This window comes from Rhizobium sp. TH2 (genome assembly GCF_024707525.1).
Classification (GTDB): Bacteria; Pseudomonadota; Alphaproteobacteria; order Rhizobiales; family Rhizobiaceae; genus Rhizobium_E.
On record NZ_CP062231.1, the window covers coordinates 2,599,207 to 2,619,035 of the forward strand.

General features: G+C 60.8%; 21 protein-coding genes. 7 read left to right on the plus strand and 14 right to left on the minus strand.

Going from position 1 to position 19,829, the window contains the following annotated elements; all coding sequences use genetic code 11:
- Position 1: 1 nt before the first annotated feature.
- The 5 genes from IHQ71_RS13035 to IHQ71_RS13055 all read left to right on the plus strand — a co-directional run bounded on the left by IHQ71_RS13035 (position 2) and on the right by IHQ71_RS13055 (position 3,386).
- A complete protein-coding gene (locus IHQ71_RS13035) occupies positions 2–229 on the plus strand; it encodes a hypothetical protein (protein WP_258162364.1) in 228 nt (75 codons plus the stop codon).
- Positions 226–876 (plus strand): HAD-IA family hydrolase, encoded by a 651-nt coding sequence (locus tag IHQ71_RS13040; protein WP_258162365.1) that lies wholly within the window; start codon positions 226–228, stop codon positions 874–876. The genes IHQ71_RS13035 and IHQ71_RS13040 overlap by 4 nt, the downstream gene beginning before the upstream one ends.
- Positions 877–886: 10 nt before the next feature.
- Positions 887–1,681 carry an ATP12 family chaperone protein gene (locus tag IHQ71_RS13045; RefSeq protein ID WP_258162366.1) on the plus strand — a complete coding sequence of 265 codons (795 nt, stop codon included), beginning with the start codon at positions 887–889 and terminating at the stop codon, positions 1,679–1,681.
- A gap of 32 nt (positions 1,682–1,713) precedes the next feature.
- Positions 1,714–2,502, plus strand: coding sequence for a hypothetical protein (locus tag IHQ71_RS13050; RefSeq protein ID WP_258162367.1), 789 nt, complete (start codon positions 1,714–1,716; stop codon positions 2,500–2,502).
- Positions 2,503–2,579: 77 nt separating this feature from the next.
- Complete coding sequence (locus IHQ71_RS13055) at positions 2,580–3,386, plus strand: hypothetical protein (protein WP_258162368.1); 807 nt, start codon at positions 2,580–2,582, stop codon at positions 3,384–3,386.
- A 53-nt stretch (positions 3,387–3,439) separates the two neighbouring features.
- On the opposite strand, the gene fghA is transcribed toward IHQ71_RS13055, so the two are convergent.
- The 12 genes from fghA to IHQ71_RS13115 form a co-directional block, all read right to left on the minus strand.
- Complete coding sequence (gene fghA / locus IHQ71_RS13060) at positions 3,440–4,282, minus strand: S-formylglutathione hydrolase (protein ID WP_374989986.1); 843 nt, start codon at positions 4,280–4,282, stop codon at positions 3,440–3,442.
- Positions 4,283–4,284: 2 nt separating this feature from the next.
- Positions 4,285–5,319, minus strand: a complete 1,035-nt coding sequence (locus tag IHQ71_RS13065) for a hypothetical protein (RefSeq protein WP_258162369.1) — start codon at positions 5,317–5,319, stop codon at positions 4,285–4,287.
- Positions 5,320–5,352: 33 nt separating this feature from the next.
- Positions 5,353–6,660 (minus strand): replication-associated recombination protein A, encoded by a 1,308-nt coding sequence (locus tag IHQ71_RS13070; RefSeq protein ID WP_258162370.1) that lies wholly within the window; start codon positions 6,658–6,660, stop codon positions 5,353–5,355.
- Positions 6,657–8,045 carry a Do family serine endopeptidase gene (locus IHQ71_RS13075; RefSeq protein ID WP_258162371.1) on the minus strand — a complete coding sequence of 463 codons (1,389 nt, stop codon included), beginning with the start codon at positions 8,043–8,045 and terminating at the stop codon, positions 6,657–6,659. Before IHQ71_RS13075 ends, IHQ71_RS13070 begins: the two co-directional genes overlap by 4 nt.
- 136 nt (positions 8,046–8,181) lie before the next feature.
- Positions 8,182–9,810, minus strand: a complete 1,629-nt coding sequence (locus IHQ71_RS13080) for an FMN-binding glutamate synthase family protein (RefSeq protein ID WP_258162372.1) — start codon at positions 9,808–9,810, stop codon at positions 8,182–8,184.
- Between the two features lie 89 nt (positions 9,811–9,899).
- Positions 9,900–10,181, minus strand: coding sequence for a hypothetical protein (locus IHQ71_RS13085; RefSeq protein WP_258162373.1), 282 nt, complete (start codon positions 10,179–10,181; stop codon positions 9,900–9,902).
- A 48-nt stretch (positions 10,182–10,229) separates the two neighbouring features.
- A complete protein-coding gene (locus IHQ71_RS13090; RefSeq protein WP_258162374.1) occupies positions 10,230–11,411 on the minus strand; it encodes a calcium-binding protein in 1,182 nt (393 codons plus the stop codon).
- Between the two features lie 116 nt (positions 11,412–11,527).
- Complete coding sequence (locus IHQ71_RS13095; RefSeq protein WP_258162375.1) at positions 11,528–12,721, minus strand: calcium-binding protein; 1,194 nt, start codon at positions 12,719–12,721, stop codon at positions 11,528–11,530.
- Between the two features lie 101 nt (positions 12,722–12,822).
- On the minus strand, positions 12,823–13,998 hold the full coding sequence (locus tag IHQ71_RS13100; RefSeq protein ID WP_258162376.1) for an AI-2E family transporter: 1,176 nt from the start codon (positions 13,996–13,998) through the stop codon (positions 12,823–12,825).
- 86 nt (positions 13,999–14,084) lie between these two features.
- Positions 14,085–14,543, minus strand: a complete 459-nt coding sequence (locus IHQ71_RS13105) for a hypothetical protein (RefSeq protein WP_258162377.1) — start codon at positions 14,541–14,543, stop codon at positions 14,085–14,087.
- A 288-nt stretch (positions 14,544–14,831) separates the two neighbouring features.
- Positions 14,832–14,969, minus strand: a complete 138-nt coding sequence (locus IHQ71_RS13110; protein WP_258162378.1) for a DUF1127 domain-containing protein — start codon at positions 14,967–14,969, stop codon at positions 14,832–14,834.
- Between the two features lie 162 nt (positions 14,970–15,131).
- Positions 15,132–15,407: a hypothetical protein gene (locus IHQ71_RS13115; protein ID WP_258162379.1), complete on the minus strand. Its 276-nt coding sequence runs from the start codon at positions 15,405–15,407 to the stop codon at positions 15,132–15,134.
- Between the two features lie 191 nt (positions 15,408–15,598).
- Here IHQ71_RS13115 and IHQ71_RS13120 point away from each other — a divergent pair, with 191 nt between their 5' ends.
- A complete protein-coding gene (locus tag IHQ71_RS13120; protein WP_258162380.1) occupies positions 15,599–15,955 on the plus strand; it encodes a YbaN family protein in 357 nt (118 codons plus the stop codon).
- A gap of 728 nt (positions 15,956–16,683) precedes the next feature.
- Positions 16,684–17,028 carry a hypothetical protein gene (locus tag IHQ71_RS13125; protein ID WP_258162381.1) on the plus strand — a complete coding sequence of 115 codons (345 nt, stop codon included), beginning with the start codon at positions 16,684–16,686 and terminating at the stop codon, positions 17,026–17,028.
- A gap of 29 nt (positions 17,029–17,057) precedes the next feature.
- On the opposite strand, the gene greA is transcribed toward IHQ71_RS13125, so the two are convergent.
- Together greA and IHQ71_RS13135 are read right to left on the minus strand one after the other, a co-directional pair.
- Positions 17,058–17,540, minus strand: a complete 483-nt coding sequence (gene greA, locus IHQ71_RS13130; protein ID WP_258162382.1) for a transcription elongation factor GreA — start codon at positions 17,538–17,540, stop codon at positions 17,058–17,060.
- 180 nt (positions 17,541–17,720) lie between these two features.
- Positions 17,721–19,643 (minus strand): methyl-accepting chemotaxis protein, encoded by a 1,923-nt coding sequence (locus IHQ71_RS13135; protein ID WP_258162383.1) that lies wholly within the window; start codon positions 19,641–19,643, stop codon positions 17,721–17,723.
- Positions 19,644–19,829 lie beyond the last annotated feature (186 nt).

Here is a 19,829-nt window from a genome sequence, read left to right on the forward strand (position 1 = left end):
AATGCCACAGATAATCTTTCAGATACTGGCGATTGGACTGATCGCAATAGTGGGAACCTATCTCGTTCTTTGCATTATGCGGCTGCGTAGCGTGCCCCGGCAACAGGCCGAGATGAAGCAAATAGGAGACGAGAACACTCGTGCTGTTCGCGAAAACTCAGACCTCCTCCGCGAATTGATCGCCTTGAACCGCCAAATTCTCGAAAGACAGAACCAGGCCAATTCATGAAACTCGTCCTCTTCGACTGCGACGGCACCCTCGTCGACTCCGGCAAGCTTATCCACGAGGTCATGGCCCGCACCTTCGAGAACCATGGCTATGAGCGCCCGCATTACGACGCGACGAAATCGATCATCGGCCTGACGCTCGATACCGCGATCGCCCGCATCATGGGCGTCGAGGAGATCGACGATCACATCCGCACCATGACCCAGCATTACAAGGACCTCTACAGCCCGGTGCGCGCCGAGCCGGGTTTCGAGGAGCCGCTCTATGCCGGCGTCGCCGAGATGATCGAGGTGCTGGTGGCGCGTGACGACGTCGTGATCGGCGCCGTCACCGGTAAATCCCGGCGGGGCCTTGATCTGATCCGCAATAGCCACGGCTTCGAAAATGTCTTCACCGTCTCGCGCACGGCCGACGATTGCCCGTCCAAGCCGCATCCCGCCATGGTGCTGGAATGCTGCGCCGAGGCCGGTATCGATCCCCAGGACACTATTGTAATCGGCGATTCCGTCTACGATATCTTGATGGCGAAATCGGCCGGCGCCAAGGCGATCGGCGTTTCCTGGGGCTATGGCGAAACCGTAGCCCTACAGGCCGCGGGCGCCGATGTCGTGGTCCACGAAGTCGGCCACATCCTTCACCACGTCTGAGTAATAAGCCATGCGCGATATCTTCCTCGATCTCAACGAGCAGCTTTCCCATCCCGATCCGGTGCGCCGCGCGCAGATCCAGATGAAGGCGCCGCTGCCGAAGCGCTTCTATAAGGTCGTCTCGGTCGGCGAGGCCGATGGCGAATACTCGATCCTTCTCGATGGTCGCCCGGTGAAGACGCCGGCGAAGCGGCCCCTCACCCTGCCCACGCAAGCAGCCGCCGAACTCGTGGCCGCCGAATGGGATGCGCAGAAGGAGGTCATCAACCCGATCAGGATGCCCCTCACCCGGCTCATCAACTCCGCACTCGATGGCGTCGCCGCCGAGATCGATGCTGTGTTCGACGACATCGTCAAATATGCCGGCACCGATCTGCTCTGCTATCGCTCCGAGACGCCGCAATCGCTGGTCGATGCGCAGGCGGCCAAATGGGATCCGATCCTCTATTGGGCGGCCGAGGAAATCGGCGCCCGCTTCATCCTCGCCCAAGGCATCATCCATCAGAGCCAGCCCCAGACGGCGATATCAGCTTTCGCCAAGGTCCTGAGCAAGTACCGGACGCCGATCGAAATGGCGGCGCTGCACAGTATCACCTCGCTCACAGGCTCTGCGCTCTTGGCGCTCGCATTCGCCGAAGGCAGGATCAGCGCCGAAGAAGCCTGGCACGCGGCCCATGCCGACGAGGACTGGAATATCGAGCATTGGGGCGGCGACGCGGAGGCCGAAGCCCGCCGGGCGGCGCGCTGGACCGACATGGAAGCCTCATACCAATTGTTTAATGCGGTGAGAAACGCGACCGGCTAAGGTCCCGCCCGACGCAAACGGGAGGCTCTGATATGGCCAAAAAAGTCCTCAAGAAGGATTGGGCGACGTTTACCGATGGCGACTATTCGCTCGTCAACAATCCCTGGAACCAGGGCAAGCTCGACAACTTCAGGGACTACACGCAGTCGATAAGCTTCGATACCGACGACATCAATCATGACGTGACCTTCGCCTGGGACTGGCCGAAGGTCGGCCATGTCGTCGCTTACCCGGAAATCATCGTCGGCTTCAAACCTTGGGGGAAGACAGGCACGGATACGCCGGTGACGCGCCTCGACGATCTCGGCACGCTCGACGTTTCAATCGACTACGATATCTCCGGCAGCACGAACCAGTTCAACGTCGCCTTCGACATCTGGCTCTCCGACGCACCGCTCGCCGGCCCCAAACACCTGACGACCGAATTGATGATCTGGACCCATGACGGGAACTTCAGGCCAGCGGGCCACAAGGTCGGCGTCTATGACGACGGAGATTTTAGGGCTCAGATCTGGGTCGCCAACAATTTCGGCGACGACAGCGGCGACAGCGATGTAACATGGCGCTACATCGCGCTGCGCGCCACCGAGGAAATCCGTGACGACACAATCGACATCGCCGCGATCATCGAGGATCTTGTCGAGCGCGGCCTGATCAGCGACCAGGATTATCTCAACGGCTATGAATTCGGCGCCGAAGTGACCGGTGGCAAGGGCAAGATGATCCTGCACAGCATCGAGCACGAGTTTTCCACATTGTCAGATGGCGCGAAGCTGCCTGCATCAGCTGATACCGAGGCAGCCGCGGACCAGCTTTTCTAGGGTCTAGGCAGCCATTTTAACCCTTCCCTAACCATAATCAGCAACCTTCAGGTAACCATTCACTGAAGGATTCGCCGATGTTCCGCCTCACCCTGCGCGCTCTCGTGCTCCTGGTTCTCAGCCTCACGCTTGCCGCCTGTGGCACGCGGTCGAGGCAGGCGGTCGATCCGGCACGCATGTTCGAGATTCGCGCCGTCGCGGTCACCGCCAATGGCCGCGTGCCGAGGGGTGTGATTTCAGGCATCCAGCGGCAGATAAACCTGGCGATCGAAGCGACATCCTATGCCGTACCCATGCCGCACGCGGTGATGAACATCCACGTGGTCAGCGTGGACAAGGTCAGGAGCGATGGCGCAGGCCGCGCGCAGACGGAGATCTCGGTCATGCTGTCCGATGTCGATAGCGGCCAGACGGTGCTCGCCCGCAACTACATGATCCTCGCCTTCTCCGAGCGCGGCCGTGTCTCCGATGCCGCCATCGTCGGCGCCGTCGCGGCTCGCCTGCGCCACGAATTCGCGCTGGTTACACCAGCCATCCGGCCGCTCGTGAACCCGCGGCTATCGACACGCCTGAAGTCGGACCCCGGCCGGGTCGTCGTGACGGAAGAAAAGCCACTCGTCATTCCGCTCAAGACCGCGCCCGTCCTCGGCGCCGACCAGGACCCGCTGCTCAATTCCAAGACCAGGATTGAAGTCAAGCCGGAACCGGCCAAGGTCGAACCCGCTCTCAAGGCGCAGGAGAAAAAGCAGCCCCTCGCCGCAACGCCTGCGGAAAACACGCTCGAATCCGGCGCCAAGGCCAAGGTCGTCATCACGCCGAAGGCCAGCGACACCACGCCCTCCGACGACGAACCCTGTGTCGAGACGCTCGACAAGAAGTGCTGACAAACGATTGATCTTGAAGCACAAAAGCCAGACGCAAGCCGGGCTTTTTCATGTCACTTCAGGCGTTCGGCATGCCATCTCAGATGGTCGTCCATGAAGCTCGATATGAAATAGTAGGAATGGTCGTAGCGTTCGTGATTGCGCAGCGTGAGCTTGATGTCGGTCACCTCGATCGCCTCTTCCAGCAGCCAGGGCCGTAAGCCGGTCTGCAGGAAATTGTCGCCAAGCCCCTGGTCGACCAGGAACTCCGGGAAGGTCGCGCCGTCCTCGATCAAAGCCACCGCATCGTATTTCCGCCAGGTCTGACGGTCGGGGCCGAGATATTTCTCGAAGGCACCAATCGACCAGTCCGCCGTCGAAGGCTCGACGATCGGCGCGAAGGCCGAGGCGCTGCTGAACCGGTCGGGATGCTTGAGCGCGATGGTCAGCGCGCCGTGACCGCCCATCGAATGGCCGAAAATGCCCTGCCTGCTCATATCGGTGCGGAAATTCTTGCCCACCAGATCGGTCAATTCCCTGGTGATGTAGCTGTACATCCGGTAGTTCTCGGCCCAGGGCGCTTGCGTGGCATCGAGATAAAAGCCCGCTCCTTTCCCCATCTGCCAGTTGCCTGCGTCATCCGGCACGTGGTCGCCGCGCGGCGATGTATCGGGGCACACCACGATCAGCCCGAGTTCCGCGGCAAGTCTGCGATACTCGCCCTTCTCCATCACATTGGCATGCGTGCAGGTGAGCCCCGAGAGATACCAGACAACCGGGCAGAGGCTGGTCGCCGCCTGCGGCGGCACGAACACCGCGAAGGTCATTTCGCATTTGCAGGTCGCCGACATGTGGGAATAGACGCCCTGTACGCCGCCGTGGCTGGAAACTTCGGAAACGATATTCAGTCCCTGCATGATCAAACGCCTCTCGATACCGCCAGGAGATAGCGGTCATATTGTTGTTTCAGGCCCGGCTTTAACCTGTCGGCGATCAGGCCCGCAAGGTGAAAGAAATGATCGAGGTCCGGATCGCTGGATTCGACAGCCGCTCTCAACGGCTCCATCAGGTCGCTTGCTGCCACATAGAGAAATGGGCGCTCGTCGTAGCGGAAGAGCAACCGCTTCAGGAACACCATCGCTGCTGCATAGGCGGCCTTGTACTGCTCGATCGGCGGCAGGTTGGACGTCTGCCGGAACATCAGCACATAGATATCGAGGAAATGCAGGAGCGACATGTAGAGCCGCGTTTCCGGCGGCAAGCCGGTATCGCCATAGAAGCGATCCAGCGACGCCCCCGCCGTCTCCATGTCGTCCCATCGCGAATTGTCGTAGCGCAGCACCGTCCGCGGGTCATGCACGATGCGGCCGGAGGCGGCCAGCGCATAGACGGTCGCCCAGTCGGAATAGCCCGGCGACAACGGATGATGCGCAATGAACGGCTCGTTGACGCCCATCAGAACGCTGCGGCGGAAGAAGGAATAATAGGTCGTGTTCGCCTTGCCGGCCTTGCGCGTATATTCGAGCACCCGCGCGGCCGCATCTCCCCCGTCGATCGTGAACGTGTCGGTGGCGCTCACCCCGCCTTTGCCGTCCGCAAGCTCGATATGCGGCTTCACCCCCACGACATCGGCTGGAAGGCTTGAGAAATCGAACGGCGTGCCGCCATCGACGAAATTGATGAAATCGTCGTCCCCGAGAACCAGGACGAATTCGCTCTCGGCCTGCCTGAGCGCCGAAAGCAGGTTCGCGCCGCCATGTTCCGGCGTGTCCGGCAGATAGGTCACATGGCTCGGCGCCGTGGAGAAGTAATCCTTCTTCTCCGCATCACCGGAATTGTCTGATATCACCACCTTCATGCCAGCGGCCGCGGCATAGTTGATCGCGCTCCACAAAGGTTCGACGGCCTCGACGAGCTTGCGGTTGCTGGGGATGCAGATCGTGGCGAGGGTCATGCGGGTTCCGGTTCTCGAGGGACGTTATGCGTCTTACTTCTTCTGGCGTTCCTGGCGCAGCTTCGCCCAGTAGTCGAGCCGCTTGTTGATCTCGCGCTCGAAGCCCCGGTCGGGCGGTTGGTAGAATTGCCGGCGGCCCATCTTCTCCGGAAAATAGTCCTGGCCCGAGAACGCATCCGGCTCGTCGTGATCGTATCGATAGCCGTCGCCATAGCCTTCGCTGGTCATAAGCTTGGTCGGTGCGTTGAGAATATGCTTGGGCGGCAGCAGCGAGCCATTTTGCTTGGCTGCTAGCGTCGCCGCCTTGAAGGCGGTGTAGACCGCATTGGACTTTGGCGCGGTCGCGAGATAGACGACCGCCTGCGCGAATGCCAGTTCGCCCTCGGGCGAGCCGAGGAAATCATAGGCATCCTTGGCGGCATTGGCGATCACCAGCGCCTGCGGATCGGCCAGCCCGATATCCTCGACCGCCATCCGCACGAGCCGCCGGCCGAGGAACAGTGGATCCTCGCCCGCATCCAGCATGCGGGAGAGATAGTAGAGCGCCGCATCCGGGTCGGAGCCGCGAACCGACTTGTGCAGGGCCGAGATCAGGTTGTAATGCCCGTCCTGGCCCTTGTCGTAGATTGGCGCACGACGCTGGACGACGCGGATCAGGCCTTCCGTATCGAATACCTCGCTCTCGCGCGCGGCGCGCCAAACTTCCTCGGCAAGTGTCAGCACCGCGCGGCCATCGCCGTCGGCCATACCTATCAGCGACGCCCGGGCATTTTCGTCAAGCGGCAGCGGCTTCCCCATCAGTGCTTCGGCCCGGCGTAACAGCTCCTCCAGGCTCGCCTCGTCATGCGACTTGAACACCAGCACCCGGGCACGCGAGAGGAGCGCGGCATTGAGCTCGAACGATGGGTTTTCGGTCGTCGCGCCGACCAGCACGATCGTGCCGTCTTCCATCACGGGCAGGAAACTATCCTGTTGCGAACGGTTGAAGCGATGGATCTCGTCGACGAAGAGCAGCGTCTGCCGCCCCTGGCCGCGGCGGAACCGTGCCGCTTCGAACACCTTCTTGAGATCGGCGACGCCGGAGAAAACCGCCGAAATCTGCTCGAAATGGAGCTCGGTCTCGTTCGACAGCAGCCGCGCCATCGTCGTCTTGCCGGTGCCCGGCGGCCCCCAGAAGATCATCGAGCCGAGCGAGCCGGCCTCGATCATCCGCGTCAGCGCCCCGTCAGGTCCGGTGAGATGCTCCTGCCCGGAGATCTCCGCGATGCTCTGCGGCCGCAGCCGGTCGGCCAATGGCCGTTGGCTCTCGGGAATCCCGGCACTTGCGAAAAGTTCGTTCATCGGATGAATTGCCTGATCCGCTGGCCGTTGCGCTCGATCTCGACCCGCCAGAAGTCCGCTCCGCCCTCGATGATCCGTTGCAGGCTCTCGGTGGAATCAATATCCGTACCGTTGATATTGACGATGATGTCGCGCGGCTCGAAGCCCAGCCGGCCAGCCGGAGAACCGCGCGCGACGTCTTCGACCACCACCCCTTGGGCCTCCACCGGCATCTGCATTTCCTCGGCAAGCTTGGGCGACAGGTTCGCCACCAATGCGCCGGCGAATGGATTGCGGCCGTCGATCAGCCGCTCGTCCTTCGGTCGCGATTCCGGCGCCTGTTCGAGCTTGAGCGAGGCTTCGCGCTCCGTGCCGTTTTCCGAAACGGTGAGTTTGACCGAGGCGCCGAGCCCTGCCGTCGTCAGCCGGTAACCGAGCGCATCGGGATGCTCCACCGCACGGCCGTTGACCGCCACGATCACATCGCCGGGCCTCAATCCTGCCTTGTCGGCCGGGCTTTCGGAAATGACCTTCGAGACCAGCGCACCGCGCGCGATCTTCAGCCCCAGCGCCTCGGCCATATCCATGGTGACCGCTTCAAAGCTTGCGCCAATATAGGGCCGGACGAACCCCGGCTGGCCGCCTTCGGCCGCCGCGATGAACACCTTCACGAGGTTGCCGGGAATGGCAAAACCGATGCCGTTCGAGCCGCCGCCCGAGGACAGGATGGCGGTGTTGATGCCGATCAACTCACCATGCATGTTGATCAGCGCGCCGCCGGAATTGCCGGGATTGATCGATGCGTCTGTCTGGATGAAGAAGGAGAAATCACCCTCCCCGATCTTGTTGCGGGCAAGGCCGGACACGATACCGGAGGTCACCGTCTGGCCGACGCCGAACGGATTGCCCACGGCCAGAACCAGGTCGCCGACCTCGACCGAATCGGAATCACCGACCGGCAGGAAGGAGAACTTCGGCGCCGGCGTCTGGATCTTCAGCACCGCGAGATCCAGCCGATCGTCCTTGAGCACGATCTTCGCCGCGAATTCCCGGCCGTCGGAGAGAGCAATCTTGATATTGTCGGCATTGGCGATGACATGGTTGTTGGTCACGACGAGTCCCGCTTCCGTGACGATGACGCCCGAGCCGAGCGAGCTCTGCTTCTGCGTCCGGTTCGGCATCTGCTGGCCGAAGAACTCCTCGAAGAACGGATCGCGCGAATAGAACGGCGTCACCCGCTTGTCCGCATAGACATTGACGACGGCGCTGGCCGTGCGCTTGACCAGCGGCGCGAAGGAAAGCTGCACCTCCATCATGCTCTCGGGCACCTGCTTGACGTCCTGGGCCATAGCGGTCGTGGATAGAGCAATGAGGACGGTCAGGCTGGCAAGAGCGGCGCGGATCATATTGATTCCCTTTTGTCAAAGAGGACGGGTGACTCTTTACCATCCGCTCCTGCTTGAAAAGGGGCGAGACCGGCATCGAGTGGAGATTTTCTCCCCGATGACGGCCCGCGAGGGTCAAACATTCACCCAGCCAACGCTAAAGCGAAGCAGCCTTGAAACTGTCGGCACGCGCCAGATGCCAGGGGATCTTGTAGCGGTGATCTTCGGTTCCGAAAAGCAGTTCGCCATGATCGAGCGGCGGATAGAGATTGGTGAAGGTCGTGACCTGGGAATGCGAAACGCGCTTGTGAAAGTGGAAGGTCTCGAATTCACTGGGGTGATGCAGCCCCGCGCCGGAGACCACTTCGGCCAGCGCCTCGAGCGTCTTGCCGTGGAACTGTTTCACGCGGGTCGCCTTGTCTGGCACGACGAGGGCGCGCTGGCGGTCCGGGTCCTGCGTTGCCACGCCTACCGGGCAGGTATCGGTGTGGCAGGCCTGGCTTTGGATGCAGCCCACCGCGAACATGAAACCGCGTGCCATGTTGCACCAGTCGGCGCCGAGCGCCATGACCCGGGCGATGTCGAAGGCGGAGATGATCATGCCGGATGCGCCGATCTTGATCCTGTCGCGCAGGTTGGCGCCCACCAGCGCGTAGTGGACGAATGTCAGCCCCTCGCGCAGCGGAAATCCGATATGATCGATGAATTCCGATGGCGCCGCTCCGGTACCGCCTTCCTTGCCGTCGACGACGATGAAATCAGGCGTGATGCCGGTTTCCAGCATCGCCTTGATGATCGCCAGGAATTCGTGGGCATGGCCAATGCAGAGCTTGAACCCCACCGGCTTGCCGCCTGAAAGCTCGCGCAGCTGCTTGATGAAGGCCATCAGTTCGAGCGGCGTCGAGAAGGCCGGATGGGCGGATGGGGAAATGCAGTCCTGCCCCATCGGAATGCCACGTATCCGCGAGACCTCCTCGGTGATCTTGGCCGCCGGCAGCACGCCGCCATGGCCGGGCTTGGCGCCCTGGCTGATCTTGATCTCGATCATCTTGACCTGTTCGGACGTCGCATTTTCGCGGAACCGTTCCGGCGAGAACGAGCCATCGTCATTGCGGCAGCCGAAATAGCCGGAGCCGATCTCCCAGATGATGTCGCCGCCATTTTCGCGGTGATAGGGCGATATGCCACCCTCGCCCGTGTCATGGGCAAAGCCGCCCAGCTTGGCGCCCTTGTTGAGCGAACGGATGGCATTGGCCGAGAGCGAGCCGAAGCTCATCGCCGAGATGTTGAGCACCGAGGCCTGGTATGGCTTGAGACAGTCCGGCCCGCCGATCTTGACGCGGAAATCCGAGTTCTCGATACGGCTCGGCGCGAAGGAATGCGAGATCCACTCGTATTTCGGCTCATAGACATCGTATTCGGTGCCGAACGGCCGCTTGTCGAGCTGGCCTTTGGCGCGCTGATAGGCGAGCGAGCGCTTGTCACGCGGGAACGGCCGGCCGTCCTTCTCTCCTTCGAAGAAATATTGCCGGATCTTCGGACGGAGATCCTCCATGATGTAGCGGGCATGACCCGAGATCGGATAGTTCCTCAGAACCGCCCGCTTGGTCTGCAGCACGTCGTGAACACCGACGGCGGCCAGTAGTACGAAGATGAAGAAAAACACGACCGACACCGCGAATGGCCACTCGCGCGTCACGATCATCAGCGCCAGGAACAAGGCGATGATGACGGACGCCGTGAGCGGAAAGTACCGCATTGAAAAATAAAGCTTTACCCGTTCCATGGACTGTCGTCCCCCCGTGCACGTCCCCACCCGAGACGCATACGCAGAGTCTTATTGCGCGAAACGTGACATGCCGAAGACAGAGGAATTCAATTCCTGTCGAGGCATCCCACGGTCGGACAATTGCCCGCATAGCCGTTCTCATCCCAATTGCACGCTACCACGGATTCGCCACGGTATTGCATGCCCTTGCAGGCCGGATCTTTCATGCAGGAGAGAGCGTCCTTGTGCCTGCCGCAGGCACCGTCCTTTTCGGTCGTACACCAGTCGTTGGGGCCATAACCGCAATTGTCGTCGACGGCGCGAGCCGCAGCCGGGAAAAGGATCACGGAGGCGGTGAGAATGGCAAAAATCGATCTCCTGATCTGCATGACGTCCCCCGGGACCAGTGATGGCGAAAGACCTCAATCCTTGAGATCTCAGAAATAGAAGTCGTTGAAGTCCAGATCGCCGGCCTTTGTATTTTCGAGGATCAGCGTCGCATTGGCGCCAACATGGATCGTCAGGTCACCATGCGATGACGTGGTGTGATTTGCGATCATGTCATCGAAGTCGGCAATAACGCCCTGTCCCGACAGGTCTACATGATCCTCGCCATGCGTGAAATCCTTGATGATGTCGTGGCCACCGCCCTTTGCAAACAGGAAGATGTCGGCATCCGCGCCGCCGGTCATGATGTCGTCGCCGCCGGCCCCGTCAAGAATATCCGCGCCTTCCAGGCCGACCAGTTTGTTGTCGCCCTTGTTGCCGTCGAGCTCGTTGGCTTCGGCGTTGCCGGTGCCATTGGTATCGCCCTTGCCGAGCAGCACGAGATTTTCGACATTGGCCGAGAGCGTGTATGACACGGTCGATTTGACAGTGTCCGTGCCCTCGCCGCTCGCCTCCACCAGGTGGGTGCTGGCCTTGTCGGCAATCAGAGTGTCGTTCCCTCCCTGCCCCACGACATCGTGGTCGATGCTGCCGCCGCGATTGTCGAAGGAATCGTCACCCTCACCTAGTTCGATGGCACCCTTCATAACCCCGCGATTGATGACAGTGCTGATACTCGCCATGCCGTCCAGGACATCGTCACCACCCTTCATGAGGCCATGGTTTATGACGGTGAAATGGGTGGCCGAAGTTCCGGCCATCACTATCGCTCCACTTGACCCAATGATCTTGCCACCGGCCTCGTTGATGACGGTCACGTCACCATCATAGGTCGTAATGGCAAAGGTGCCCTTGATGACACCAAAGTTGTCGATCTCGTTGTTCTTATGGGCAAGAATGCCGTAGCCGTCGCCGATGAGACGACCATCGTTGCGGAGATTCTCATTGACGCCGGCCAGCTCGACGCCGGTGTAGCCCCGAACGACCCCCGTTGATGCAATCCGCACATCGCTGTCTGGGCCACCCATATAGATTCCGGCCTGCAGATACTCGTCTCCGCCCGTCACCGAGCCCTTGATGACGAGGCGATTGTCATGCACCATAGACTGTTGGTAGACCGCGTAATTGCCATCGAATTCGATCGAGGCTTGTCTGTCGAGCACGAAAGTGTCGCCAGAGCTTTGAAGATTATAGGTCGCGGTTTTGTGCCCCGTGATATGGTGCGTCGTCATGCTGGTGCCCTCGTTGTTATGATTTTTGCCGTGCGTCGATGTGAGGAGACGTTTCAGCCGGACACTTCCAGCCGAATATTATATTTTTCAATTGCTTAGGGATAGTTTCCGCTTCTTCAGAAGAAGAAATCCTTGTCGTCCAGATCGGCCAACACCGTATCCCGCAAGGTGAGCGTATCATTGCCCATATGGATCACGAGGTCGCCATGCGACGACGTGATATGGCTTTTGATCAGGTCGTCGTAATCGATGATGATCTGCTGCCCGCTAAGATCGACATGGTCTTCGCCACCCACGAAGTCCGTGATCACGTCATGCCCCCCGCCCTTGGTGAAGAGGAAGACATCGGCATCGGCACCGCCGGTCATGATGTCGTTGCCACGCGCGCCGTTGAGGATGTCCTCCCCGCCGAGACCCGTCAGCCTGTTGTCGCCCTTGTTGCCGCCGAGCGCGTTGTCCGTCTCCGTACCCTTGCCATTGATATCGGCCTTGCCGAGCAGGACGAGGTTTTCCACATTCTCGAAAAGCGTATAGGTGACCGTTGATTTGACGGTATCGCTGCCTTGGTCGACCAATTCCATCAATTGCACCTTGGCGCTGTCGGTGATCAGCGTGTCATTGCCCAGACCCCCACGAATTTCATGATCCACCTTGCCGCCGCGATTGTCGAATGTGTCGTTCCCCTCGCCCATCCAGATCCTGCCTTTCATGACCCCATGATTGATCACGGTTTCAGCGCCGGAGGCGGAGTAGAGGGCCCAATTATCACCCTTGCCGTTGATCAGGCCGTCATTGCGCAGGATCGAAGCTGTGTCGGGACCACCGTCGAACTGGATTGCCGCACTCTCGGAAATGATACGCCCGCTTTCGCCGTTGACCACTTTCACAGAGTTGACGCCTCCGGAAAAAATGCCCTCCATCTCGCCATGTATGCGGCCATAATTCCTGACCGTGCCATCGCTCTGCAGCCAGACGCCGCGATCGCTGGCATCGATCGTGCCGTGATTCTCAAGCAGTTGCCCTGCACCACCCATCTGGACACCGGTCGACGCATCCACGATGCCGGATTCGGCAACCTTGACGACGGTGCTTCCACCCGTGAGCGTAATGGCCGAATCGAAATCCGCCATTCCGCCATGAACCTGTCCCTTGATCACGACCAGATTGTTGCTGACGCCGGCATTCTGGTAGAGCGCGTCGGGGCTCGTCGTCGCGATCGAGGCGTGCTTTCCGAGAATGTAAGCCGTGTCAGACAATGTCATGGAATAGGCGAAGGTGATTTGGCCCGTAATCGGGTGTATCTGTATCATATTGTTCTGCCTTGCATTTGCGCTCTTCTTGTCTGGTGCGGTAACGCGCCAGCAAGGCACTTCCACTGAAATTTTGTTCGATTATTTCATAAAATTAAAAATCAAGAATTCGTTTGTGAAATGTTTGCTACAGCTGATGTTCCCGGCGCCGTCTCCTCCGCTTCTATCTTGATCGGCGGCTGGTGGGCGGAGAGGAAGTTGCCGAACGGCGCGAGATTATCGAAATTGTCGCAGACGACCTTGATCACCACGAGCAACGGCACCGCCATCAGCGCGCCGACGAAGCCCCAGAGCCAGGACCAGAACGAGATCGAGATGAACACCGCCACCGCATTGAGCTCGAGCCGCCGGCCGAGCAGGAGCGGCGTCAGGAACTGGCCTTCCATGATGTGCACCAGCAGGATGAAGGCCGGCGCCACGAGGCTGTAGGCAAGGTTGTCGAAGGTCACCAACGAAATGATGCCGGTCAGGATGATGGCAATCAGCGCTCCCACATAGGGCAGGAAATTGAGGATGGTCGCGGCCACCCCCCAGACGAAGGCATTGGGAATGCCGATCAGCCACAGGCCGCAGCCGACCACCACGCCGACGATGATGTTGATGAAGGTGATGGTGAAGAGATAGCGGGAGATCTCGCGTTCGACATTGTAGACCACGCGCAGCGCCTTCTTCTTGTCCGAGAGCAGGCTGAAGGTCTGGATGATCTTCTGGTAGAACATCGTGCCTGAGGCGAGCAGGAAGAGCGACAGCACGAAGGTGATCGCCATGGTCGTGCCGACCGACAGCAGGTTGCCGGCAGCGCGCGACAGGATGCCCGGCTGGGCGATGACGACTTTCTGGGTCTTCGCATCCGACACGTTCTCGGCGACGTTGTCGATTTGGTTGGTCGCCTCGACCGCCTTGTCGATCGCCTGCCGTATCGTCGCGACCCGCTCCTTGAGCTTGGCGCCGATCTCGGGCGCCTGGTTGATCATCTGGCTGACCGGCCCGCTCGTGGCATAGCCGATCGCGCCGAAGACAAAGACCGACATGATGATCAGCAACGTTGCCGACACGACTGGCGGGACGTACCACTTGGCGAGATAGCGCACGATCGGTGACAGCGTGGTGGCCAACATGAAGGCGAGGAGGACGGGCGTCAGGAAATCCCGGCTGAGGTAGAGCCCGTAGATCGACAGCAGGATGAAGATGCCACCGAGATAGCGGTTGGTCGCTAGGCGGCTGTTGCGCACTCTCTGGGAGGAACCGGCGGCGGCATCTGTCGTCTCAATGGCCACGGAAATTCCCCTTGCGGCATAACTGGCAAGGAACGCGTGATGGGCGGGATCGGTTCCAGAATCCGTGCTTGATACGGAGCGAACAGCTACTTCCTGCCTTTGGCATAGACCACACAGCGGTCCACGGTTGAGACGCAAAGGCCGTTGACGCGTGTAGCAGTATTGTTGTCCCCGGCGAATTCCACTTGGCTGACCTTGCCGTCGAGAAAGCGGATCTGGGTGTAGCAGAAGCCGGGCGTGCCGAGCCCGGTGCCGCCCGTGAGCCCCGGCGTCGGCCCGACGGCGAGCGTCGAGGCGCCGAAATTGATCGTGCCGCGGGCATAGATGCGCTGGTAGGTCCAGATCTTCTCGTTGTCCGCGATCTTGACGCCCATTGTGGGAAAGCCCGCGCACATGCGGACATCCGCCTCGCTCATGCCGACCATCACGGTGCGTGAGACCTTGACCGTCCGGTCTTCTTCGACGACAGGCGATGTATCGGCGGGGACCGTGCACGAACCGAGGAGCCCGAGGGCCGCGATCGCGAAATATCTCAGTGTCATCATCGCCAGGGGGTCCTTGCGTTGCTGATCGGTTGATGTTTCGTTTTCGTCCCTGTCCCGGCCGACATGCGGCTGGGCACTCCTCCGAGGCGGTGCGATACGAGATGCCTCCGGGACATGTCCTTAAGCCACGAGTCACCGGTTCGGTTCCGCGAAGATTTGATGACTTTCGCACCGCGCCATTTTGCGTGGCGCAAAGCTGCACATAAAAAGACAGCCAGCCGAGGGGAGCGGCTGGCTGTGTCGAGGCGGACGGGAGGGAGGTATCGCCGCCGGTATTTGCTTTTCCGCTTAGCGGCCGAGGACGGCGGTGCGGATCTGCGAACGGGAAAGGCCGATGTCGCTGAGGGCATGATCGCTGAGAGCGGAAAGCTCCTGCACGGCCTTGCGGTTTTCGACGTAGTTGCGGATTTTCTTGCGGATGCTCATTTTCGTGTCTCCTGACATGTGCTTTGTTCGTGCACATCAGATAGGCATTCCTCTGCTCAATAAAAATGCATAAGGTCGCATTGTAGGCATGCAAAAAACGCAGGGGATTTTGGCGAATAAATTCAGGCTTTGGTAAGAAAGCGTCCTTGGGCCGGCCGCGCCTTAGCGGACGATGCCGCGCACCCGCTCGCTTGGACCTGCACCGTGCACCGCCTGCCGCTCGAAATCCGGCGCCGCGCTGGCGACGCCGATCGGATCGACGGCGAGCGAGCGGTAACGGGTGAAAAGCTTGGCCTTCTGGGAAACCGGTGACGGCGCCGAAGAGAGGTAGATCCGCAGCGCGACGTGTTCGGCGTGCCGCACTTCGGCGACCACGGCGGATGTCGCAAAGCCCAGGATCGTCGCGCAGCTTGCGATGACAGCGTTTGCCAAGCTCATTGGCCGTCTCCCTCTCCTTCGATGCTGATGGATTAGGATGGCTATGTTTCAGCTTTACGTCATTCGTTCGTATGCGAATGAAACCTGGAGAAGCTGTTGCGTCGCTCGTATGCGGAACAGTCTTGCGCGAGCCGGGCAAATATGCGCTTGGATGCGCAGTTTTCCTGAGGCGATTTCCCGGACGGGAAGAGATGAGATTCATATACATATCGATCGGGGTCACGGCGGTGGCGCTTGGCATTATTGGTATTGCACTGCCATTGCTGCCGACGACGCCATTCCTGCTGCTCGCCGCCTGGGCGTTTGCCAAGTCCTCGCCGCGGCTCGAACACTGGCTCGTCAACCATCCCCGTCTCGGGCCGCCGATCGAAGCGTGGCGGCTGCGAGGCGCCATCCCCACCCGCATCAAAGTCATCGCGCTGGCCACCATGAGCCTCAGTCTCCTTTATATCTTGGCCCTTTCCAGCCTGCCTGTGATCGCCAAGATCGGCTCCGGCCTGATCCTCGCTGCCTGCGCCACCTTCATCTCCACAAGGCCGGCTGCCTGATGGCGCGATACGTCTAAAAACACGCGTTCCCGTTCACGCGGACGTTTCCGCCCCGTGGCTTGACCATGCACCTCCCCGATCCCGTGTGCTTGGCACGAAGGATCGGCCGGGACACGTTTCCGTGCCACAGTTAGATGACCGGCCCTCGGAAGCCGGTCGTTAAGACACGTATCCGTGCCCCGTATTCGGTGGTTTTTCCCGTGCAACTCCGGTTCCTCTGCGTCACCGAACGGCCCGTGCCAACAAGGTTCTCGAACCCGTCGGCCTCCGATGTAGATACGCCATCCATCGCTGGCATGGCGTTCGCGGGACCATCACCCCCGCATTCCGTTCGGGCCTCCAATGCCTCACAGGCACGCCCGGGCCTTTTTCAGCCCGGAGGAGAACCATTTTCTGCACGGGCCCTGTCATGAGGCTTTGCGTCGCCTCCCCATGACCAGCACCGGTTCCGCCCCGCCCGCATCGCCATGCGGGGTAGCCGAGGGTAGAACGGGAGGGATTGTGCCATAGGTGCCAAGCATTGGGAAGAGATAATAGGTATCTTTTCCTATATATGCGCGCAACCGCTTGATTTGACTGGCAAGAAAATCGCTCTCGATCATTTTCAGTCGTTCGACCGAGAATATTTTCGCAAGCCCGCCCGTCACGAATTCCGGGTCAGGGGAAACTTGCCCGCACATTCGCAATCAGCCGCCGCAGCCCGGCTGCGGGTATTGGAGGAGTCATTCATGCCGAACAAGCTTCTGGTCGCCACGCTCGCAGCCGCAATCGCCGTCGTGACATCAATCGAGGCGCCCGCCGCCAGCAAAAAGAAGAAGCCCGTCAAGGAAGAGACGCAAAGCGAGGAAACCGCCAATACGGATGCAATGGACGACGTGGCCCTCGACATCGCCGCCGGCCTGCTGGGCGGCGCCATGAAGAAGGGCAAGATGCCGAAGGGCAGCAAGGAACTGCTCAAACACGGCCTCAAGGCCGCGAAGGATTCGGCCAAGAAAGACAAGGACGACGACAAGAAGGATTCCGGCAAGAAGAAGGATCCGCTCAAGGCGCTGTTCGGCGGCAGCGACGACTGAGAGCCGCTTGCCGCCCGCTAAGCCCGGCTCTATGCGATGGCGATGATCTCGAATTCGTGGTCGGCGGCGCTGACCACGTCGCCGATCGCCTTGCCCATCAGGCTCCTTGCCACCGGCGAGACGAAGGAGATCGATCCCGATTTGGGATCGGCTTCGTCCTCTCCCACGATGCGATAGGTCTGCACGCGCCCGTCATCGCGGCTGAAGGTCACGGTATTGCCGAAGGCGACAATATCAGTTGACACGGGGTCGGGGATGACCTGTGCGGTGCTCACGCGTTCGGCGAAATAGCGCGCGTCCCGCAAGGGGATCGCGGCGTGGCGCCGGCGTTCGTTGACGTCCTCGATTACGCTGGCTGCCTCATAGGCTTCGCGCGCCTGGGCGAGCGCCAGTTCCAGCGCCTTCAACCCCGCTTCCGTGACGAGGTTCGGATGCGGCGAAATCGGGCGATCCGGCAGCACGGTCTCCGAAGCGGTTTCGGAACTTTCTTCCTTGGTGAAGGCAACGCTCACAGCAGAACTCCATATCAATGCAGGCAGCGCGCAGGTTGAATGCCCGCGCGCCGCCGGAATGTGACTATAGGATGACATGAGGCAAACCGCTACTGCCTAACGTGCGTAGTGCATCGATCTCTGGGCCGATTTCTCGCGCGGTGGAACGGGTCCATGGCGCGAGGGTTGGCCCGCCGCTGGCTAGAATTCCTGCCAATCGCCCTGCGTGGCATGCGCGGCAGCCGCGCCTATACCTGCGGCCTTTCTCGGTGCCGCGGGCCGCTGCGCCGGCTCGGCCATCGTCCGGGCCACCTGCCTGAGCGTGGCCGACTGGGCCGATGGCGCGCCGTTGAGCTTGAACTGCCCGACGAGGCCCCTGAGCTTGGCTGCTTCCATGGCGAGCGTCGCGGAAGCGGCGGTCGTCTCCTCTACCATCGCCGCGTTCTTCTGCGTCGTCTGGTCCATGGAGTTCACCGCCTGATTGACTTCCGACAGTCCGGTCGACTGCTCGCGCGCCGCCGTGGCGATCGAGTCCATGTGAATGTTGATGCCAGCGATCTGCTCGCCGATCGTCTTGAGCGAAACCCCGGTCTCCCGCACCAGCTTCACGCCGCCCGCGACCTCGGTCGAGGAATTGTGGATCAGCCCCTTGATCTCCTTGGCGGCCTGCGCCGAGCGCTGGGCGAGTTCGCGCACTTCCTGCGCCACGACGGCAAAACCCTTGCCGGCCTCGCCGGCGCGCGCAGCCTCGACACCCGCATTGAGCGCGAGAAGATTGGTCTGGAAGGCGATCTCGTCGATCACGCCGATAATGTTGGAAATCTGCTGCGAGGCGGTCTCGATGCGCTGCATCGCCTCCTCCGCCTGTGAAACGACCTCGACGGATTTCGAGGCGCTGCGGTTCGCGTCGGTGGCCGCCGCGCGGGCCTCCTCCGTCCGCTTGCTGGAACTGCTCACATTGGCGGTGATCTGGTCGAGTGCGGCGGCGGTCTCTTCGAGCGATGCCGCCTGCTGTTCCGTCCGCACGGACAGGTCGCCAGCGCCAGCAGAGATTTCCCTCGTACCGTCATCGATTGCGGCCATGCCGACCGAGATGGCGCTCAGCGTGTCGCCCAGCTGCTTGACGGATTGGTTGAAATCATGCCGCAAGGCCTCGAAATCGGGCGCGAACGCCTGATCGAGCTGGAAGGAAAGATCGCCGGATGCAAGCCGCCGCAAACCCGCGGCCAATCCGGAGGTCGCGATCCTCAGCCGTTCCGCGGCCTCGGCCTCGATCCGCTCCTGCGTGGCGATGCGGTCGATCTCGGACTGACGGCGCTGGTTTTCCGTCTGTTGTTCCAACGTCTTCTTGGCGATCGCCGCCTGGCGGAAGACTTCCACGGATTTGGCCATGATGCCGATTTCGTCCGAGCGCCCCTGCCCGGCGGAGTCTATGTCGGTGTCGCCCCCGGCCAGCCGCTCCATGGCGTTCGAAAGCGAGAGAATGGGCTTGGTGACTGTCTTTCGCGTCAGGACGAAGAGCCCGATAGAGAACATAGCGGCCACGGCGAAGAGGGCTGCGAGCAACGTGTCCATGGCCTCCTCCACGCTGCCGCTCTGCTTGACGGCGTTTTCCGTGACCACACCGATCTGGTCGCCCGCCTGCTCCATCGCGGTTTCCAGGTTCGAGAACTGCGCCATGAAATCGGGCAAGGCCTTCAAGGCATCGGCCGATTTTCCGCCCGCGAGATCGACCATTTTCGCCGCGCTGTCGATATAGGTCGTCAACGGGGCGTCGAGGTCGGCAAGCACCTTTTGTGTCACCGGATCGGCGGCGAGCGTCTTGTTGGCCATGACCATCGCCTTGAAATTCGCCTCATGTTCCGCCAGGTCCGCCTTGACGGTGTCCATGGAAACACCCGTGGCGGGATCGGACGCCAGGATCGCCGCGAGCACGTCCGCCCTCAGCGCATCATGCATCATGTCCGCCTGCATGTGGTTTCTCAGGATCTCGGCCGAGCGGTTCACGTCGCCGGCGTTCTTTGCCAGAACATGGGCGGACCACATGCCCACCCCCGTGATACCGCCCGCCAGCGCGAAGATCGCCACGCTCGCAAATGTAACTTTTCGTTGAATCGACGCCATGGATTGAATCTCGCTCCGGAAAAAACTCATTGAAGCTTATCCGGGCATGCTTAATTAACGGTCAATTTGACGATTGTTAGTGTCTTTTGGCGGGATTCGGTAGAATTTGGCGCCTAGAGTGTGGATGCTTACCCACTTGTGCGAGAGGATAGTTAGACCGCATGAAACCAAAGGTCGAGCGCCTGG

Excerpts from the sequence above, each read along its gene's own strand:
- IHQ71_RS13035 (WP_258162364.1), top strand. The coding sequence starts at position 2 with ATGCCACAGATAATCTTTCAGATACTGGCGATTGGACTGATCGCAATA.
- IHQ71_RS13040 (WP_258162365.1), top strand. The coding sequence starts at position 226 with ATGAAACTCGTCCTCTTCGACTGCGACGGCACCCTCGTCGACTCCGGC.
- IHQ71_RS13045 (WP_258162366.1), top strand. The coding sequence starts at position 887 with ATGCGCGATATCTTCCTCGATCTCAACGAGCAGCTTTCCCATCCCGAT.
- IHQ71_RS13050 (WP_258162367.1), top strand. The coding sequence starts at position 1,714 with ATGGCCAAAAAAGTCCTCAAGAAGGATTGGGCGACGTTTACCGATGGC.
- IHQ71_RS13055 (WP_258162368.1), top strand. The coding sequence starts at position 2,580 with ATGTTCCGCCTCACCCTGCGCGCTCTCGTGCTCCTGGTTCTCAGCCTC.
- fghA (WP_374989986.1), bottom strand. The coding sequence starts at position 4,282 with ATGCAGGGACTGAATATCGTTTCCGAAGTTTCCAGCCACGGCGGCGTA.
- IHQ71_RS13065 (WP_258162369.1), bottom strand. The coding sequence starts at position 5,319 with ATGACCCTCGCCACGATCTGCATCCCCAGCAACCGCAAGCTCGTCGAG.
- IHQ71_RS13070 (WP_258162370.1), bottom strand. The coding sequence starts at position 6,660 with ATGAACGAACTTTTCGCAAGTGCCGGGATTCCCGAGAGCCAACGGCCA.
- IHQ71_RS13075 (WP_258162371.1), bottom strand. The coding sequence starts at position 8,045 with ATGATCCGCGCCGCTCTTGCCAGCCTGACCGTCCTCATTGCTCTATCC.
- IHQ71_RS13080 (WP_258162372.1), bottom strand. The coding sequence starts at position 9,810 with ATGGAACGGGTAAAGCTTTATTTTTCAATGCGGTACTTTCCGCTCACG.
- IHQ71_RS13085 (WP_258162373.1), bottom strand. The coding sequence starts at position 10,181 with ATGCAGATCAGGAGATCGATTTTTGCCATTCTCACCGCCTCCGTGATC.
- IHQ71_RS13090 (WP_258162374.1), bottom strand. The coding sequence starts at position 11,411 with ATGACGACGCACCATATCACGGGGCACAAAACCGCGACCTATAATCTT.
- IHQ71_RS13095 (WP_258162375.1), bottom strand. The coding sequence starts at position 12,721 with ATGATACAGATACACCCGATTACGGGCCAAATCACCTTCGCCTATTCC.
- IHQ71_RS13105 (WP_258162377.1), bottom strand. The coding sequence starts at position 14,543 with ATGATGACACTGAGATATTTCGCGATCGCGGCCCTCGGGCTCCTCGGT.
- IHQ71_RS13110 (WP_258162378.1), bottom strand. The coding sequence starts at position 14,969 with ATGAGCATCCGCAAGAAAATCCGCAACTACGTCGAAAACCGCAAGGCC.
- IHQ71_RS13115 (WP_258162379.1), bottom strand. The coding sequence starts at position 15,407 with ATGAGCTTGGCAAACGCTGTCATCGCAAGCTGCGCGACGATCCTGGGC.
- IHQ71_RS13120 (WP_258162380.1), top strand. The coding sequence starts at position 15,599 with ATGAGATTCATATACATATCGATCGGGGTCACGGCGGTGGCGCTTGGC.
- IHQ71_RS13125 (WP_258162381.1), top strand. The coding sequence starts at position 16,684 with ATGCCGAACAAGCTTCTGGTCGCCACGCTCGCAGCCGCAATCGCCGTC.
- IHQ71_RS13135 (WP_258162383.1), bottom strand. The coding sequence starts at position 19,643 with ATGGCGTCGATTCAACGAAAAGTTACATTTGCGAGCGTGGCGATCTTC.